This is a genomic window from Flavobacterium magnum (genome assembly GCF_003055625.1).
Classification (GTDB): domain Bacteria; phylum Bacteroidota; class Bacteroidia; order Flavobacteriales; family Flavobacteriaceae; genus Flavobacterium; species Flavobacterium magnum.
Genome location: NZ_CP028811.1, coordinates 1319029 through 1337678, shown reverse-complemented (window position 1 = coordinate 1337678; position 18650 = coordinate 1319029). Strand labels below are relative to the sequence as shown.

The following is an 18650-nucleotide window of genomic DNA, read 5'->3' as shown; positions in this document are numbered from 1 at the left end:
TTTAGTAACCTGTATTTTGAGTTAAATTAGGATTGGTACGCAATGACGCGGTAGGAATAGGGAATACATTCAGGTTTGGGGAAATGGCAATACCGTTGGCGGCGTTTCCTTTCCAGGCCCAGTTGTAGCTGCCGCCCGAAAATTTACCGAAACGGATCAGATCCTGTCTCCTGTGCGACTCCCAGTGCAATTCGCGAGCCCTTTCGTCAAGGATGAAATCCAGTGTAAGCTGGCCCGAAGTGATATTTCCTACATCAGAACCACCGTTTGCCCTTTCCCTCAACGCATTCACGTAACCAAGCGCCAGTCCGGCGTCTCCGTTTCCACCCCTTAAGGTGGCTTCAGCGTACATCAGGTAAACGTCGGCAAGCCTGAATAAGGGAAAGTCCGTATCAACGAAAGTGGTGCTTACGCCAGCTTGTCCTGAAGCGGTCTTATTTGACCATTTGTTAAGGATGTAGCCTTGCGTCCGCACTGAGATATCGCTGATATCGATACTTCTTTGCTTATTAGGATTGTCAGCCACACCGGTTCCAAAGGTTTTCCTGGCGTCGAAATCAAATTCACCGCCATCAAACTTCTGAACAAGTTGTTTCCTCACGCGCAGGGCGCCTCCCCAGCCTCCAACACCGAACTCGGATCCATTGCCTTCCCATTCTCCTATCTGACCATTGATAAGCATTGTGGTCGCACCGTAATTTTGCGTTGCGGCACCGTCTGACTGGAGTGTAAAGATCATCTCCTCTGAAGTATTGTTATCTGCTTTGAAATTATCGAGGTAATTTGGTTTCAGTGAATACCCTCCTGCTATAATCTCATTGCATTTTGTAATACAGTCATTGTATCTGTTCTGCTGGATGTAAACTTCCGCATTCAGGTACATCTTAGCCAGGATCATTTGCGCGAAAGCCTTGTCAACCCTGCCATACTCATTGGATCTGGCAGGTTTCAGCTCAGGCAGTACTTCATTGAGCTCGCTTTCGATAAAGGTAAAGAGTTGTTGCCTGTTGTATTCCGGCCCTTTGGTATTAAGTGGGTCATTTTCGGTCACGAAGGCCGCTTTGCCAAATAAATCCATCATTTCATAATAAGCATATGCCCTGAGTACCCTCGCCTCATTGCGGTAATCCTTCACATTGGCTAAAAACGCCGGATCTGTATTGCCTCTTTGTGCAATTTTCTCGTCGCTCGTCTGCCTTAAGAAGTCGTTTGCAAATGATACTTCGAGCATCACGCGGCTGAACATCCCAATGATAATCGCATTGCTTGGCGTCCAGATTGTTCTCTGAAGCTCTGCTGTCCCGGCATCGTTTTCATAACTCCAGATTACCTCATCTGTCGTCATGTCCTGCAAATACCACAGACATCTGCCATAGTTACTCGTACCGGCATCAATACCCTGAAGGTTTGACGATCCGGAGTCACCCGTACCCGTAATGGCAAGGTTACCGTACACTCCCGCCAATGCCTGCCTGTAGCCCTCAGGCGTACTGTACAGGATTTCAGGCGACAATATATCGTCGTCCTCAGACACTACATTCATTTCATTCGCGCACGAAAACAGCACCAATGAGAGGGAAAGGATGTAGAAAAAGTTAAAATTAATTTTTTTCATAGTCTTTTAATTAAAATTTTACATTAGCTCCAAACAAGAGCGTTCTCTGCCTTGGATAAATTGTTTTGTCGAGCCCATTGTTGGTAATCTCAGGATCCAATCCGCTGTATTTTGTCAATACAAATGCGTTTTGAACACCAGCAGACAGCCTTAATGAAGCTTTTCCGTCAAGCCATTTTGGGAACGTGTACCCCAAAGTAATATTGTCCATCCTCAGGAAAGAGGCATTTTCCACAAAAATATCGGACTTCAACACATTCGAAGTGGTGTTAAAATCAGTATCAAGTACTGAACTCGGAAGGTTGTTCAGCGCGGCGCCATTTTGCAACAGCGCATATTGCGCCTGGCTTGCGTTCACCCCGTTAAAAACGTGGTTTCCGATACTGGCCCTCAAATTGAATGAGAAATCAAGATTGCCAATGTTCATCGTTGAAGCAAAGCCCATTGTTACATCAGGATCCTGGTTCTTATAAACGTAACGGTCAGATTCATTGATGACGTTGTCGTTATTTAAGTCTGCGTAAGCGCCTTCGATCGGATTGTTGTCCGTATCGTACAATTGTTTGAAAACGTAGTAAGAAAATGGGGAAAAACCTTCCTTGAAAAGTAATACCGGAGATCCGGTGCCCGCCACGTTTTCACCGGTCAATACATCCTGGTGGTTTGCCAGTTCAGTTACTTTTCGCTGGAAAGTCGAGGCATTGAAATTGACATTCCAGTTAAAATCAGCCGTCTTTACAACATTGGCGTTGATACTAAATTCAAGTCCTTTGGTCGTAAAGCTTCCAATATTCTGGATCGCATAATTCGAATTGTTACCGCCGTCGGCAATAGGCGCATCCTGGATCAGGTCATTGGTTTCACGGTAAAACGCATCAATACTTCCGGTAATCCTGTTTTCGGCAAACCCGAAATCAAGGCCGGCATTATAGGTGGTCGCTTCTTCCCATTTCAGGTCAGGGCTGATCCTGTCAGGCTGTGCGATCGGTACCGGCCCCGCACCGAAATAATACTGTGCCGTACCGCTTCCGGTAATGAATTTTTGAAGGTAAGCATTGGCAAAATCGAAGTTCTGCGTTCCGGTGATCCCGTATCCAAGCCTCAATTTAAGGTCAGATACTGAGGCACTGTTCTTAAACAACGCATCTTTCAGTTTCCATGCAAAAGCTGCCGCGGGGAAGTTACCCCACCTGTTGTCGCTACTAAACCTCGAGGTACCATCCCTACGATAAGAGAGGGTAAGTAAAAAGTCGTTCAGTGTCAGGTTGGTTCTTGCGAAATAGGCCTCCAGGACGTTTGGCGTCCTTCTGTCTGTTTCAGGAAACTGACTGTTCCCCAAAACCAGCAGGTCGCGACGGTTCCCGGTGGTGAATTTTTCTGATTCGAATTTCTGGTAAGAATGCCCTGCCGTCAACTCAAAACTGAAATCATTAATCGTCTTACTGTAAACAAAATATGCGTCAAGCAGTTTATTCCTCCTGTTTTCCAACTCCAATTCATCTTTTCCGAAAGGCTGGTTGGCATTGCTTGGCGCAGATCCTGCATCGCGACCCATAAGCCTGGTGCGCACACCGTGTGCCTCGTCGAATCCACCATTGACAACCACGCGCAGATCAGGGAAGAAGTGCAGTTTGTAGTCCATTTCGATGTTTCCGAAAGTCCTGTTGTTCCTTCCGTTGTCATAAGTCTGTAACAGCTGAGCCACAGGGTTTCTTGTCACGTTTGGCGACAAGGTTGATCCTGAAAGCGTACCATCGCCGGTATAGTATTGGAAGAAACCTCCATAGGGAGAATTGGCATCATATATAGGTTGTGTCGGATCGAATGCGATGGCAGAGCCCTCAACACCGTCGGCGAACCTGTTGGTTTCATTGGAATAATTGGCATTAATCCTCATCCTTAAATGATTGTCGAACAATACCGGGCTCATGGCGAGGCCAACGGTGTTCCTTGTAAATTCATTGGTGAGCCTTAATCCTTCCTGATAAGTCCTTCCTACCGTAAGTCTGGCCGGGATGGTCTTAAAAAGGTTGCCCCTCAAAGTAGCGCTTTGGTCCACCAGGTCGGTTTTCCTGTAAATGGCATCCTGCCAGTTTGTGTTAGCGGTGCCTAGTGAGGTGACTTTACCCGGAAGTTTGTCTGCAATCAGGGCACGGTATTCATCGCCGCTGAAGACATCAATAGTTTTCACAAGCTTCCCTAATCCATATTGGAAATTATATTCAAAAGACAAGTCTTTACCTCCGCGTTTTGTGGTAATAATAATCACACCATTGGATGCACGTGAACCATAAATAGCAGTCGCCGACGCATCTTTCAACACACTGATGGATTCCACTGTATTGGGATTTAATGTCGCAAGAAACGAGGTAGAACCGGTGTTAGTCGTGTTTTCAATAGGCAAACCATCAACTACGATCAGCGGCTCATTACTGGCCAAAAGCGATCCGCCGCCACGGATCCTGATCTGGGAACCGGATCCCGGTGCGCCACTCGTGTTGATTACAAGACCTGCAACCCTACCATTAAGCAGGTTTTCGGTGGTAACATTGGCACCGCGGTTGAAATCCTTTTCGCTCACTGTGGTTACGGATCCGGTCGCGTCTTTTTTCTTCACGCTACCGTAACCCACCTGAACCACAACTTCCTGCAGTTCACTTGATTGCTCTTCCATAACGACAGATACGGATTTTTGTCCGTCATAGTTTTGGACGACTTCCTTATACCCGATAAATGAGAAAACGAGCTTGTCGCCGCGCTTCACATTAGATAGGGAGAAGTTTCCATCCATGTCTGTCGAAGTACCATTCTGGGTACTCTGGATGATGATGCTGACCCCCGGCAACGGTTGTCCTGACGCCTGGTCAGTGACTTTACCGTTCAAAGTACCCTGAGCAAAGGCACTTAGCGGAAGCAGCAGTACTAAAATTAACAACTTAGTGTAAATTGTTTTCATACATTTTGTTTAAGTTAAAATTGAGTTTTTGCTTGGATTTTATTGCTTCGAATGTTAAAAATATGTAAAAAAGCCGTTAAAAAAACTTCACCGGTTTTTATTGCCTGCCGAAAACGTTTTCGTGTTGAAAACTTTCGGGAATACCCAAATTTTTAAGGTAGAAATTGACAGAAGTGAAAATTAAATTTATCTTTATTCACAAAACAATATTTATCCCGAAAACATGAAAAGGAAGGTCACGCTCAAACAAATTGCAAAAGAACTCGACGTCTCGATTTCGACGGTCTCGAAATCGTTGCGCGACAGCCCGGAAATCAGCGAGGACACACGCCAGAAAGTGCAGGCTTTCGCCAAATTATACAACTACAAGCCCAACAATATCGCATTAAGCCTCAAAAACCGGAAAACCAAGACGATAGGCATCATCATTCCGGAAATCGTACACCATTTTTTCGCCACCGTCATCAGCGGGATTGAGCAGGTGGCGAACGAGCATGGCTACAGCGTGGTGGTTTGTCTCTCCAACGAGTCGTTCGACAAGGAAGTCATCAACATGGAAATGCTCGCTAACGGCAGCATCGACGGCTTTGTGATGTCACTCTCTAAAGAGACACAATATAAAGGTGACTTCCACCACATCACCGAGGTCATCAACCAGGGCATGCCGGTTGTGATGTTTGACCGCGTGACCAATGAGGTGCTTTGCGACAAAGTGATTATCGACGACAAGATGGCCGCGTACGAAGCCGTACAGCACCTGGTGAACATGGGTAAAAATAAAATCGCATTGGTGACAACCGTTGATTATGTAAGCGTCGGGAAGCTCCGTACCGACGGCTATACTAAGGCCATCCTGGACAACGAGCTTCCATTCAATGAAAAGCTTATCATCAAGATTGAAGACATCGAGAATTTTGAGGCCCAAATCGCTGACTTTATGGAAAACCGTGCCATCGACGCCGTGCTCGCCGTCAACGAGTTGTTTGCAGTAACGATTATCAAGCTGGCGCGTAAGATGGGGTTGCACGTCCCCGAAGACCTGTCCGTGATTGCGTTTACCGACGGCATAATTTCGCAATACTCCACCCCGACGATCAGCACCGTGAGCCAGAACGGAATCAAAATGGGGCAAAAAGCAGCCAAGATGCTTATTGACAGGCTCGAAGCAGAGGAGGACGACGAGGCAGAGGAACTCTACCGTACCGAAGTGATTGAAACCAGCCTGATCGAACGGGAATCGACGAAGTAACCGGCTGTCGACTGTAACATGGCTTGAGAAATGCCGTCATTAAACCGGCAGCGTTGAGGATAATGTTATAAACACTATTACGTTATAGTTTGGATCTGTTCCCGGAAATCAGGAAACTAAAAACCGAAATATAAAAACTTTCATATATTTACCACTGATTTATCAAGGCTTGCGATTTTTTGCTTCGAAAACAAAAATTAAGTTTTGATAAGCCCAGCGCTTATCGTATCATCTTTAAATTACGATAATGGAAAAGCGTAAATTAGGTTTCTGGGAAATCTGGAACATGAGTTTCGGGTTCCTTGGGATACAATTTGGTTTTGCACTGCAGAACGCAAATACTTCAAGGATTTTTGATACTCTGGGCGCCGATGTCGATAAAATCGGCCTTTACTGGCTCGCGGCACCACTCACCGGATTGATTATCCAGCCCATCGTAGGCTATTTCTCAGACAGGACCTGGACACGACTGGGCAGACGGCGGCCTTATTTCCTCGCAGGCGCCATCTTATCTTCACTGGCGTTGTTCATGATGCCCAACTCCCCTACTTTATGGATTGCCATCGGCACCCTTTGGATTATGGACTCTTCGATAAACATTTCCATGGAACCTTTCCGTGCGTTTGTAGGCGACAACCTTCCTGAAAACCAAAGGACGCTCGGTTTTGCAATGCAGAGCTTTTTTATCGGATTAGGTGCTGTGGTCGGATCGGCGCTGCCCTACGTTTTTACCAATTGGATCGGCATTGAAAACACAGCCCCTAAAGGCATTATCCCGCCTTCGGTAAAATGGTCATTTTATGTCGGCGGCGTAACGTTCCTGCTCGCCGTGCTCTGGACAGTTCTCAAATCTAAAGAATATTCGCCTGAAGAACTCGAAGCTTTTGAAGAGAGCAAACGGGAACATGCAACGAAGAACCACCATGAACGGATGGCTACACAAAGCGGTGTAACGGTCAGGCGACAGCTGTCTATCGGTTTGTTACTCCTGATTATTGGTGCGGTAGCTACTTTTTATGTCCACCACATCAACCAACAATTAAATGAAAATGGCGAGAACAACCAGCATAAGGAACTGTACATCCTGTCTATCGGGCTTTTGGTGGTCGGTTTCCTGTTTTCTATGGTTTCGCAACTTCGGAAACGAGACGTACGCAATGGTTTCACCATCATTGTAACCGATTTACTGAACATGCCCAAAACCATGAAACAACTGGCGTGGGTGCAGTTTTTCTCGTGGTTTGCCCTTTTTGCGATGTGGATATACACTACCAAAGCGGTGACCGGGCATGTATTTGGCACGAGTGATTCGACGTCAAAAGTGTACAACGACGCTGCCGACTGGGTATCCGTCATGTTTACCGTTTACAATGGTGTAGCGGCTGCAGTAGCATTCCTGCTGCCGGTGCTGGCCCGCCGCACGAGCAACAAGTTCACCCATATGCTCGCGCTGATCGCCGGAGGGTTGGGACTGATTTCCGTTTACTTCCTTTCTGACAAAGTTGGGCTCTTGCTGGCGATGGTTGGCGTGGGAATCGCCTGGGCGAGTATTCTCTCCATTCCGTACGCCATGCTATCGGGCGCGCTGCCATCAGCAAAAATGGGATACTATATGGGCGTCTTTAACTTCTTTGTCGTAATCCCACAGATTGTTGCGGGCACCATCTTAGGCTTCCTGCTTAAAGAATTTTTCAACAGCGAGCCGGTGTACGCGCTGATTATCGGCGGCTGTTCAATGATCCTCGCTGGCTTGCTGACGCTGGCCGTTTCCACAAATAAAAAGATTGATATTAATGAATAAGAAAGCATTTATTTTTGACCTGGACGGCGTCATCGTCGACACGGCAAAATACCATTACCTCGCCTGGCAGAAGATTGCGGGCGAACTCGGGATTGAATTCACGCCCGAACACAATGAAGAATTAAAAGGCGTGAGCCGCGTACGCTCTTTAGACATTATTTTAAACTTAGGCAAAATCGACGCATCCCAGCAGGACAAGGACCGCTGGCTCCTGCAGAAAAATGAGGATTACCTGGGCTACCTCGTGCACATGGACGAAAGCGAAATCCTGCCCGGCGTTTTACCGGTACTGCAATATTTAAAGGAACAGGACCAAGGGATCGCTTTAGGATCTGCGAGTAAAAATGCCCGCCCTATACTCGAAAAAGTAAACATCATCTCCTACTTCGATGCAATCGTCGACGGAAACGATGTGACACTTGCCAAGCCTGACCCCGAAGTTTTCATAAAGGCAGCATCGCTGCTGGGCATTGCGGCCGAGAAAGCCATCGTGTTTGAGGACTCCGTGGCGGGGATCCAGGCTGCCAACATAGCGGGGATGACCAGCATCGGAATTGGGGAAGAAGCCATTTTACACGAAGCACAGTACCACTTTCCGGACTTCACGCCTATCGAAAGCGGTTTCATCGATATGCTCATCAGGAAATAAATAACGAAACGGATAAAACCGGCGACAGCGGTTTTTATATGACTATAAAAATACAGAGAAATGAATCAGGATTATATCAAACCGGACAATTGGTCCATCATAGAGGAAGGATTTGATGCGGAAAGGGTCAAATCATCCGAAAGCCTTTTCAGCATCGGCAACGGCGCGATGGGACAGCGTGCTAATTTTGAAGAAACTTACACCAATGAGACCTTTCAGGGCAGTTACATTGCCGGAGTGTATTACCCGGATAAAACCAAAGTCGGCTGGTGGAAAAACGGTTATCCCGAATATTTTGCCAAGGTACTTAACGCCCCGAACTGGATTGGCATCAATATCGAGGTAAACGGTGAAAACCTCGACCTGAACCGTTGTGCGAAAGTCAGCCATTTCCGCCGTGAACTCAACATGAAAGAAGGCTGGTACCAGCGCACTTTTGAAGCTACGCTGCAGAACGGCACGGAAATATCGGTCAGCGCAAAGCGTTTTCTTTCGCTCGACGACGATCAGGCGGGATTCATCCATTATGAGATCACACCGCTGAACCGCAATGCCGAAATCGCATTCAAACCGTACCTTGATGCCGGTGTGCACAACGAAGACGCAAACTGGGAAGAAAAGTTCTGGGAACCGCTCGGAGTACAGGCACAGGGTAATGAGGCTTTTGTGACCGCGCGCACCTTCAAGACGCATTTTACCGCGACGACGTTCATGCACAACAGCATTTTGATAGACGGCAATAATCAAAATCTAACACCTGAAAATACTGTTAAAAGTGACGATAAGATCGAATTTACCTACACCGTCAATGCAGCCCGGCATCAAAAAGCGGTCATACGGAAAATAGGCGGTTATACCGTTTCGACGAATCATACCGATACCGTTTCCGCTGCCGCAGAAGTGATCCGGGCGGTTTCTTCGAAAGGCTACGACCAGATGCTCAGCGCACAAGCCGATGCCTGGGCCAAGATATGGGAAATGTCTGACATTACGATTGAAGGCGACGTAAAGGCCCAGCAGGGTATCCGTTTCAATATTTTCCAATTGAATCAGACCTATTCCGGTAAGGATTCCAGGCTGAACATAGGCCCGAAAGGATTTACCGGCGAAAAATACGGCGGCTCGACCTATTGGGACACTGAAGCGTACTGCATCCCATTTTATATGGCAACCAAAGACCAGCAGGTGGCCAGAAACCTGTTGACCTACCGGTACAATCAGTTGGACAAGGCCATTGAAAATGCTGAGAAACTAGGATTTAAGAACGGTGCCGCACTGTATCCCATGGTCACGATGAACGGGGAGGAATGCCACAACGAGTGGGAAATTACCTTTGAGGAAATCCACCGCAACGGGGCGATAGCGTTCGCAATTTACAATTACCACCGTTTCACGGGCGACTACTCCTACATTCCTGAGAAAGGGCTTGAAGTGCTGATTGCCATCGCACGGTTCTGGCACCAGCGCGCTACTTACTCGAGCCACCGCGAAGCTTATGTGATTCTGGGCGTGACCGGGCCGAATGAATACGAAAACAACGTCAATAACAACTGGTACACGAATTATCTGGCCAAATGGTGTATCGACTATGCCGCGGAGCAGATTGAAAAAACACAAACGGATTATCCTGCCGATTACAGCCGCATCATGTCTAAAGTACGGCTTGAAGCCGCTGAAATCAAGCAATGGAAAGCCGTTTCCGGAAACATGTATTTCCCTTATTCACAGAAACACAGTGTCTATCTGCAGCAGGATGGCTTCCTTGACAAGGAGTTGGTGAAAGTATCGGACCTGGATAAATCGCAGCGCCCCATCAACCAGAAATGGTCCTGGGACCGCATCCTGCGCTCACCGTACATCAAGCAGGCTGATGTGCTTCAGGGATTTTATTTCTTTGAAGATGATTTTTCCAAGGCGGAACTCGAGCGCCATTTCGACTTTTACGAACCGTTTACCGTGCATGAAAGTTCCCTCTCCCCGTGTGTGCATTCCATCCAGGCCGCCGTGTTGGGAAAAATGGACATGGCCTACACATTTTACCTCAGGACGTCACGCCTTGACCTTGACGACTACAATAAGGAAGTGGAAGAAGGCTGCCACATCACGTCGATGGCAGGAACCTGGATGAGTATCGTGGAAGGTTTCGGAGGCATGCGCGTGCGCAAAGACCACTTGCATTTCGAACCTAAAATACCGCAGGGCTGGCAAGGCTACTCGTTTAAGATCAACTTCCGTGGGCAGGTTTTGAAAGTGTCTGTGCACCCGAATGAAACACGTTTCTCCCTCGAAGGAGGCCGTCCGCTTCACGTTAACGTCAACGGCAGGGAAGTGCTTGTAGAGCCAAACAGCCTGGTTACAGTATAAATCATCATAAAGGACTGGGGATTTCCGGTCCTTATTTATGCGCGAAAACATGAAAAAACTACTTCTCCTACTGATTTGTTGCCAGGCGTTGGCCCAGGTGCAGAAAACCGAGCCGCCATTCTGGTATGCCGGCATGAAAAACCCCAGGCTCCAGCTAATGTTCTACGGCGAAAGTATCGGACAGTACGTGGTGGCGGTTTCCGATCATGTCCCCATCACCGATGTGACGAGAACCGGCAACCCCAATTACCTTTTCGTCACGATCGACACCAAAAACATTTCAAAGGCCACCACGCTTACGTTTTCATTTTCCGAAAAGAAAAAGACCGTTTTTACAGTGAAGTATGAACTGCGTGCGCGGGAAAAAAATGCGGCTTTGCGAAAAGGTTTCGATGCCTCAGACGTGGTATACTTAATCATGCCCGATCGTTTTGCCAATGGCAATCCCGCAAACGACAATACCCCGGCCACGATCGAAAAAGCGGACCGCAGCAATCCCTCCGGGCGTCACGGCGGCGACATCAAAGGCATCATCGACCATCTCGATTACATCCAGTCGACAGGCGCCACGACGGTGTGGAATACACCGCTTTGTGAAGACAACGATCCAAGGGGATCGTATCATGGCTACGCCCAATCGGATGTGTACAACATCGATCCGCGTTACGGAACCAATGCCGATTACCTGCAGTTGTCGTCGGAACTGCACAAACGCAATATGAAACTCGTCCTGGATTATGTTACAAACCATTGGGGTTCTGAGCATTGGATGATCAAGGATTTGCCGACCTACGACTGGATCCACCAATTCCCGGGCTATGGCCAAAGCAACTACCGCATGACCACGCAATTTGACCCGAACCATTCAGAAAACGATAAGAAGTTTTGCGTTGACGGCTGGTTTGTCAAAACCATGCCCGACCTGAACCAGTCGAACCCGCTCGTGCTCAATTACCTCATCCAAAACGCCATCTGGTGGATCGAATACGCGAACCTCGACGGTTTCCGTGTCGACACGTATTCGTACTGCGATAAGGAAGGTATTTCAAAATGGACCAAGGCCATCACCGACGAATATCCCTATTTCAATATTGTCGGTGAAGTATGGATGCACGATCAGGCACAAATGGCGTATTGGCAGAAAGACAGTAAAATCGGCGCGATTCAAAACTATAATTCCTACCTGCCTTCCGTCATGGATTTCACTTTGCATGACGCCATCAGCAGTGTTTTTAATGAAGACAAACCGTCGTGGGATAAGGGGATTATTAAAGTATACGAAAATTTCGTCAACGACTTCCTCTACCCAAATCCAAATTCGATTCTTGTTTTCGCTGAAAACCACGATACCCAGCGCATCAGCCATTGGTATCCTGATTTGAATAAATACAAACTGGCAATGACATTAATTGCAACCATTCGCGGCATTCCTCAGCTCTATTATGGCTCTGAAATTGGAATGGAAGGCAACAAAGATAAAGGCGACGGCGACATCCGCCACGATTTCCCCGGGGGCTGGACCGGCGATGAAAACAATGCATTTTCCGCAACGGGCCGTACGGAAACCCAAAAACAATATTTCGATTTTACTTCAAAATTATTTAACTGGCGTAAAAATAAAACTGTGATCCACAACGGGAAAACGATGCAGTTCCTTCCCGAGGACAATGTCTACGTGTATTTCCGGTACAATGACGCCGAATCGGTGATGGTCGTGATCAACAACAGCGACGCCCAAAAAACCTTCGGCACCGCGCGGTTCAACGAGGCCATCAGGAATTTCAAAACCGGCAAAGACGTCCTGACCGATGCAGATTTTGATCTGGGTCAGCCGATGACGGTCGATGCGAAAACCGCGCTGATCCTGGAATTGAAATAAACCGTGCCTAGGATACGAAGCTGATCCCGCTGTCCGCTGTATCTTTTCCCGGCTAAAGAAGCCGGAAAAAGGATGCCGCTGCCATCGGGGGCTAAAAAACCCACACATGAAAAAAAACCTACTGCTCATTTCCTTTTTTGTTTCCCTGGCGGTTTCAGCACAGCCGGCAAGGGCGTTCCGGTCTTTCAAAAAAACGGACGCTGCTTTTATCGTAACCGTCTCTGACGGGGAATACAGGTTCCGTTTCTACAATACGTCCGTGGTGGAAACGACTTTCCTGCCCATCGGCGAAACCTTCAACCCTGAATCCCATGCGGTGGTACTTTCCGCGCAGAAAAATATCGGGAAGGCATCGGAGAACGGCAACCGCATCAACCTTGTTTCAGCAGGCATTTCGGTATCGATACAGAAATCCCCTTTCCGGATTGCTTATTCCTACAAGGGGAAATCCCTGCTTTCCGAGAAAAACGGCTACGCCAAAAAATCCGAAACCGGAAGCGATGGAAAAACACAACAATTGGAAATGCTCGATTTCAACCTCGACCAGGACGAAGCGCTGTACGGCGGTGGCGCACGCGTACTCGGGATGAACCGACGTGGCAACCGCCTGCAACTCTACAATAGGGCGTCATACGGTTATGGCGCACGCGCCGAATTGATGAATTTTACCATGCCGTTGGTATTTTCCTCAAAAATCTACGCGGTGCATTTCGACAATGCCGCCATCGGTTACCTGGACCTCGACAGCCAGAAAAACAACACGCTGGCTTATGAAACCATTTCAGGACGAAAAACCTATCAGGTCGTCGCCGCTGACAATTGGGCTACACTCATTGAAAGTTATACGGCATTAACGGGAAGGCAGCCTATGCCGCCCCGTTGGGCACTCGGCAATTTCTCAAGCCGTTTTGGGTACCGCGACCAGGAAATGGCCGAAAAGACGGCGCAGCATTTCCGTGACGACAACATTCCTGTCGACGCGATGATTTTTGATTTGTATTGGTTCGGCAAGACAATCAAAGGCACGATGGGCAACCTGGAATTCGACCGCGAGGTGTTCCCCTACCCCGAAAATATGATTGAGCACCTGAACCAGTCCAACATCAAGACCATCCTGATTACCGAGCCATTCATCCTGACCTCATCCAAAAAATGGCAGGAGGCTGTCGATAAGAAAGTACTCGCGACCGATGCGTCCGGAAAACCATTTACTTATGATTTTTACTTTGGACACACCGGACTGATTGACGTCTTTAAACCTGAGGCACGTGAATGGTTCTGGGACATTTACAAAGGGCTGGCCAAAAAAGGTGTCGCAGGAGTATGGGGAGATTTGGGCGAACCTGAGGTTTTCCCGTCCGAAGCCTTTACCGTAAAAGGAAAAGCCGACGAAGTCCACAATATTTACGGGCATAACTGGGCTAAAATGGTTTTCGAAGGCTATAAAAAGGACTTTCCCGGAGTGCGCCCGTTCATCCTGATGCGTTCCGGATACTCCGGTTCTCAGCGTTATGGCATGATTCCGTGGAGCGGCGACGTAAGCCGCAGTTGGGACGGACTCTCGGGCCAGATGGAAATTGCGCTCGAAATGGGCATGCAGGGTATGGGGTACATGCACTCTGATCTTGGCGGATTTGCCGGCGAATACAACGACAACGACCTGTACATCCGCTGGCTGCAATATGGGGTGTTCCAGCCCATCTTCCGTCCGCACGCGCAGGAGCTTGTCGCTTCGGAACCCGTCTACAAGGATTTGTTGACCAAAGCGCAGGCCAAACAGGCAATCGAAATGCGTTACCGCCTGTTGCCATACAACTACACCCTTTCATTTGAGAACCATCGTAAAGGCACGCCGTTAATGCGCCCACTGTTTTTCGACGAACCCGGCAATCAGGAATTGTTGAAACTAAGCACCAATTACCTTTGGGGTCGTGATTTCCTCGTTGCACCCGTGATACAGCGCAACGCGCCATCGGTAAAAGTATATTTCCCAAAAGGGAGCAACTGGATTGATCTTGACGACAGTTTCAGGACGATCGAGACACAAGGCGGCTACTTCGAAGGCGGCCAATCGATAGACATTCCCGTAACCATGGATCACATCCCGGTATTTGTGCGGGGTGGCGCATTTGTTCCGATGAGTCGGGTGGTCCAACACACCGAGGCTTATGATCAGGACAAGCTGCAACTCCATTATTTCTTTGACCCGACCGTGGCTTCGAGCGATGGATTGTTATATCTGGACGATGGGAAAACCGCGGATGCCTTTGAAAAGGGGCAGTACGAGCTTATGAAGTTCCATGCGGCGTACGACGGTAAAACAGTAACCATAACCATCACGGAAGAGTTCGGAAAAACATACAATAAAACTGCCAAGAGCTATGAGGTGTACTTCCACAACCCATCGCGCAACATCAATATGCCTGTCCAGACTTTTTCGAACGGGCAGCCCGTACCTGACAGCGGTTCAGGCAACTACCGCATCGTACCTGTCACCATCACCGCGGGACAACCCGCAATCGTAAAATTCGAAATGCCATGAAAATGATTTTTGCCATGACCCTGGTCCTCGCCGTGAGCGTCGCGACCGCACAGAAAAGAAATACCGTAAATCAACCAAAAAACAGCGCGCCTTTTGTATGGGAAGGCGCCAACCTCTATTTCCTGATGACAGACCGCTTCTGCGATGGAAACCCGGCAAAGGATGTCTACTTTAATAGAAATAAGAAAACCGGGAAACTGCGCGGTTTTGAAGGCGGCGACCTGCGCGGCATCATACAGAAAATCGATGAAGGCTACTTTGATAAACTCGGTATCAACGCAATCTGGTTTACGCCAATTGTAGAGCAAATACACGACGGCGTCGATGAAGGGACAGGGCTGAGCTATGGTTTTCATGGCTATTGGACGCGCGACTGGACCGCGCTCGACCCCAATTTCGGGACTAAAAAAGATTTGGCTGAACTTGTCGGGAAAGCGCATGCGCACGGCATCCGTATTTTGCTTGACGCGGTGATCAACCACACCGGGCCGGTCACTGATATCGATACCGTGTGGCCTGAAGGCTGGGTGCGTACCGGACCCCAATGCGATTATAAAACCTTTGCAGGCACCACCGAATGTACATTGGTCAAAAACCTTCCCGATGTGAAAACAGAAAGCACGGAAGAAGTCACCATCCCGGATTTCCTGGCTGAAAAGTGGAAAGATGAAGGGCGTTATGAAAGCGAAATGCAATCGCTCGACGCGTTTTTCAAAAGGACTGGTTACAAACGCACACCAAGAAATTATATCATCAAGTGGCTGACGGATTATGTGGCGGAGTTCGGGATTGACGGCTACCGCGCGGACACAGTAAAACACACCGATGAAGCAGTCTGGACCGATTTCAAAATACAATGCGAGTACGCTTTTGCGCTCTGGAAAAAGAACAACCCCGGAAAGGTGCTTGATGACAATAAGTTCTACACCATTGCCGAAGTGTACAATTACGGCATCAGCGGTGGCAAATGGTTTGATTTTGGCGACAGGAAGGTGAACTATTTTGAGCACGGTTTCAACAACATGATCAATTTTGAATTCAAGTGGAACGCCGCACAATTGGACTATGAAGCGCTTTTCTCAAAATATTCAGAGAAACTGAATGGTGAGCTCAAAGGCTTGAGCGTACTGAACTACATTTCCTCACATGATGATGGCGCACCCTTTGATGCCAAACGTGAAAAAACATACGACAGTGCAGTCAGGTTACTGCTTTCGCTAGGGATCTCGCAAACGTATTACGGTGATGAAACCGGGCGTTCGCTGGTCGTTGAGGGGACTCAGGGCGATGCTACACTACGCTCTTTCATGAACTGGGATGACATCAAGACCAATCCTGACACACAGAAATTACTGGCGCATTGGCAGAAAATCGGGCGATTCAGGAAAAACCATCCCGCTGTCGGAGCGGGGACGCACGCGAAAATTTCATCGGCACCGTATGTCTTCAGCAGGCTTTATTCGAACGGACAATTCCACGATGCGGTGGTCATCGGCTTGAGCCTCAAGACAGGGAAAAAGCAAATTCCTGTTGGTAAGATTTTTAAGGATGGTACTCCGGTACGCGACGCTTACTCCGGCAAGAAAGCCACCGTGTCGAAAGGCAAAGTAATAATTGACAGTCAATCCGGTATTGTTTTGCTCGAAAAGATTTAATTTCGCGCAAATACCATTCCTTAGTGAGCAAAATCCTCAAAATCGGACATCGCGGCGCCAAAGGCTTCCTGCCTGAGAACACGATCGCGTCTTTTGAGAAAGCGATTGCCCTGGGCTGTGACGGCGTGGAGCTTGACGTGCACCTTTCGGCTGACGGTGAAATCGTCGTGATTCACGATCACACGACAGACCGCGTTACGGGGCAACATGGTATTGTCGCGGAAATGACCTCATCGCAATTGAAAAAAATGAGGATTGAAGGTGGGCACCAGGTTCCATTGCTTTCAGAAGTAGTGGATTTGGTCAATGATCCCAGCCTCGTAAACATTGAATTGAAAACGGGCGAAGCGGCTGAACCTGTATTACGCTTGATTGAAAAATATGTCGCCGAAGGCCGGTCCTTCTCCCAATTCCTGATTTCGTCATTTGACTGGCCGGCGTTGCAAAAGGTGCGGACACTGCACCCGGAAATCCCTCTAGGCGTTCTGACCGAGACCGATCTGGCATTGGCTGCGGCTTTCGCCAAAACCATCCGTGCGGAAATGATTCACCCACATTTCCACCTGCTCGACCATGACAATACCAAAATGCTGCAGCAGGATTTCAGGGTTTTTGCATGGACGGTCAACGAACCGCAGGACATTGAAAAAATGAAGTCATTCGGCGTCGACGCCATCATCACCGATTTTCCCGACCGCATATGAACCAGGAATTCGACATCATCATTGTAGGGGGCGGCGCCGGAGGATTTTTCACCGCCATCAATATTGCGGAAAAGAATCCGCTGCTGAAGGTGGCCATACTCGAGCGCGGTCAGGAAGTGCTTACTAAGGTCCGTATCTCGGGCGGTGGTCGCTGCAATGTCACCCATGCCTGCTTTGATCCCAGGGAACTCGTTAAATTTTATCCGCGCGGTGAAAAGGAACTGCGGGGACCGTTCCACCAGTTTGCGTCCGGCGATACGGTAGCCTGGTTTGAGTCGCATGGTGTCACCCTGAAGACCGAAGAGGACGGGCGCATGTTTCCCGTGACCGATTCATCGCAGACGATTATCGACTGTTTCCTTAAAACAGCCGCCGCGCTGGGCATAAAGGTGCTTACAGGCGAAAGTGTAAGCCACATCATGAAAAGTGGTGACTACTGGAAAATCGAAACCAGGCAACAGCATTTCCTGTGTGAAAAACTCGTCATGGCTTCAGGAAGCAACCCGAAAATTTGGGAAATGCTTGAAGGGATCGGGCATTCGGTGGTGAGTCCGGTGCCTTCACTGTTTACATTCAACATCAAAGACGAACGGATTTCAAAACTACCCGGCGTCTCGGCCATGGCTTCGGTTAAGGTAAAAGACACCAAACTCGATTCGTCCGGACCGGTACTGATTACCCATTGGGGTTTGAGTGGCCCGGCAATCCTCAAACTTTCGGCCTGGGGCGCCAGAATCCTTGCCGAAAAAAATTACCGTTTCACGATTGAAGTGAACTGGCTCAACGACGTCAGCCTGGCTGAAGCGGATACGCAGCTTCGCGGACTCAAACAGGAACATGCGAGAAAATCGGTCTCTAAAAAATCGCCTTTTGATTTCCCGAACCGCCTGTGGGAAAGCCTGGTGCTGGCAGCAGGAGTCGGCACCGAAACCAAATGGGCCGACCTGTCCAAAACCCAACTTCAGGACCTGGCTGCATTGCTTACACAAAGTGCGTTTAGGGTCGACGGCAAAAGCACGTTCAAGGAGGAGTTCGTAACAGCAGGAGGGGTTGACCTGCGCGAGATCAATTTCAGGACGATGGAAAGCAAACTGCACCAGAACCTTTTTTTTGCCGGTGAGATCGTAAATATAGACGCCATCACCGGAGGCTTTAATTTCCAGAACGCCTGGACCGCCGGCGCTATTGTGGCCAACAGCATCTGATTTTATTGCATGAACCAGTGTTTTCGAGGGG

The 18650-nt window shown here is 48.5% G+C and carries 11 protein-coding genes; 9 read left to right on the top strand and 2 right to left on the bottom strand.

Annotated features, from left to right (window positions below; all coding sequences use genetic code 11):
• Window position 1 precedes the first annotated feature (1 nt).
• Both HYN48_RS05485 and HYN48_RS05480 read right to left on the bottom strand, forming a co-directional pair.
• The gene (locus tag HYN48_RS05485; RefSeq protein ID WP_108370167.1) at window positions 2-1615 is read right to left on the bottom strand and encodes a RagB/SusD family nutrient uptake outer membrane protein; all 1614 of its coding nucleotides are present in this window, start codon (window positions 1613-1615) and stop codon (window positions 2-4) included.
• Window positions 1616-1625: 10 nt separating this feature from the next.
• Complete coding sequence (locus HYN48_RS05480; protein WP_108370166.1) at window positions 1626-4571, bottom strand: SusC/RagA family TonB-linked outer membrane protein; 2946 nt, start codon at window positions 4569-4571, stop codon at window positions 1626-1628.
• A gap of 223 nt (window positions 4572-4794) precedes the next feature.
• On the opposite strand from HYN48_RS05480, the gene HYN48_RS05475 reads away from it, so the two are divergent.
• The 9 genes from HYN48_RS05475 (at window position 4795) to HYN48_RS05435 (ending at window position 18619) form a co-directional block, all read left to right on the top strand.
• A complete protein-coding gene (locus HYN48_RS05475; RefSeq protein WP_108370165.1) occupies window positions 4795-5820 on the top strand; it encodes a LacI family DNA-binding transcriptional regulator in 1026 nt (341 codons plus the stop codon).
• A gap of 247 nt (window positions 5821-6067) precedes the next feature.
• The gene (locus tag HYN48_RS05470; protein ID WP_108370164.1) at window positions 6068-7621 is read left to right on the top strand and encodes an MFS transporter; all 1554 of its coding nucleotides are present in this window, start codon (window positions 6068-6070) and stop codon (window positions 7619-7621) included.
• Window positions 7614-8270 carry a beta-phosphoglucomutase gene (pgmB, locus tag HYN48_RS05465; protein ID WP_108370163.1) on the top strand — a complete coding sequence of 219 codons (657 nt, stop codon included), beginning with the start codon at window positions 7614-7616 and terminating at the stop codon, window positions 8268-8270. Before HYN48_RS05470 ends, pgmB begins: the two co-directional genes overlap by 8 nt.
• A gap of 60 nt (window positions 8271-8330) precedes the next feature.
• Window positions 8331-10634 carry a glycoside hydrolase family 65 protein gene (locus HYN48_RS05460; RefSeq protein ID WP_108370162.1) on the top strand — a complete coding sequence of 768 codons (2304 nt, stop codon included), beginning with the start codon at window positions 8331-8333 and terminating at the stop codon, window positions 10632-10634.
• 49 nt (window positions 10635-10683) lie between these two features.
• On the top strand, window positions 10684-12513 hold the full coding sequence (locus tag HYN48_RS05455; RefSeq protein ID WP_108373393.1) for a glycoside hydrolase family 13 protein: 1830 nt from the start codon (window positions 10684-10686) through the stop codon (window positions 12511-12513).
• Between the two features lie 106 nt (window positions 12514-12619).
• Window positions 12620-15055, top strand: coding sequence for a glycoside hydrolase family 31 protein (locus HYN48_RS05450; protein WP_108370161.1), 2436 nt, complete (start codon window positions 12620-12622; stop codon window positions 15053-15055).
• On the top strand, window positions 15052-16710 hold the full coding sequence (locus HYN48_RS05445; protein WP_108370160.1) for an alpha-amylase family glycosyl hydrolase: 1659 nt from the start codon (window positions 15052-15054) through the stop codon (window positions 16708-16710). The genes HYN48_RS05450 and HYN48_RS05445 overlap by 4 nt, the downstream gene beginning before the upstream one ends.
• 23 nt (window positions 16711-16733) lie before the next feature.
• Window positions 16734-17414 carry a glycerophosphodiester phosphodiesterase gene (locus HYN48_RS05440; protein WP_245945990.1) on the top strand — a complete coding sequence of 227 codons (681 nt, stop codon included), beginning with the start codon at window positions 16734-16736 and terminating at the stop codon, window positions 17412-17414.
• Window positions 17411-18619, top strand: coding sequence for a BaiN/RdsA family NAD(P)/FAD-dependent oxidoreductase (locus tag HYN48_RS05435; RefSeq protein WP_108370159.1), 1209 nt, complete (start codon window positions 17411-17413; stop codon window positions 18617-18619). The genes HYN48_RS05440 and HYN48_RS05435 overlap by 4 nt, the downstream gene beginning before the upstream one ends.
• Window positions 18620-18650: the final 31 nt, after the last annotated feature.

What these genes read in the sequence shown, in the direction of transcription:
- HYN48_RS05485 (WP_108370167.1), bottom strand. Translation starts at nt 1,615, where the DNA reads ATGAAAAAAATTAATTTTAACTTTTTCTACATCCTTTCCCTCTCATTG.
- HYN48_RS05480 (WP_108370166.1), bottom strand. Translation starts at nt 4,571, where the DNA reads ATGAAAACAATTTACACTAAGTTGTTAATTTTAGTACTGCTGCTTCCG.
- HYN48_RS05475 (WP_108370165.1), top strand. Translation starts at nt 4,795, where the DNA reads ATGAAAAGGAAGGTCACGCTCAAACAAATTGCAAAAGAACTCGACGTC.
- HYN48_RS05470 (WP_108370164.1), top strand. Translation starts at nt 6,068, where the DNA reads ATGGAAAAGCGTAAATTAGGTTTCTGGGAAATCTGGAACATGAGTTTC.
- pgmB (WP_108370163.1), top strand. Translation starts at nt 7,614, where the DNA reads ATGAATAAGAAAGCATTTATTTTTGACCTGGACGGCGTCATCGTCGAC.
- HYN48_RS05460 (WP_108370162.1), top strand. Translation starts at nt 8,331, where the DNA reads ATGAATCAGGATTATATCAAACCGGACAATTGGTCCATCATAGAGGAA.
- HYN48_RS05455 (WP_108373393.1), top strand. Translation starts at nt 10,684, where the DNA reads ATGAAAAAACTACTTCTCCTACTGATTTGTTGCCAGGCGTTGGCCCAG.
- HYN48_RS05450 (WP_108370161.1), top strand. Translation starts at nt 12,620, where the DNA reads ATGAAAAAAAACCTACTGCTCATTTCCTTTTTTGTTTCCCTGGCGGTT.
- HYN48_RS05445 (WP_108370160.1), top strand. Translation starts at nt 15,052, where the DNA reads ATGAAAATGATTTTTGCCATGACCCTGGTCCTCGCCGTGAGCGTCGCG.
- HYN48_RS05435 (WP_108370159.1), top strand. Translation starts at nt 17,411, where the DNA reads ATGAACCAGGAATTCGACATCATCATTGTAGGGGGCGGCGCCGGAGGA.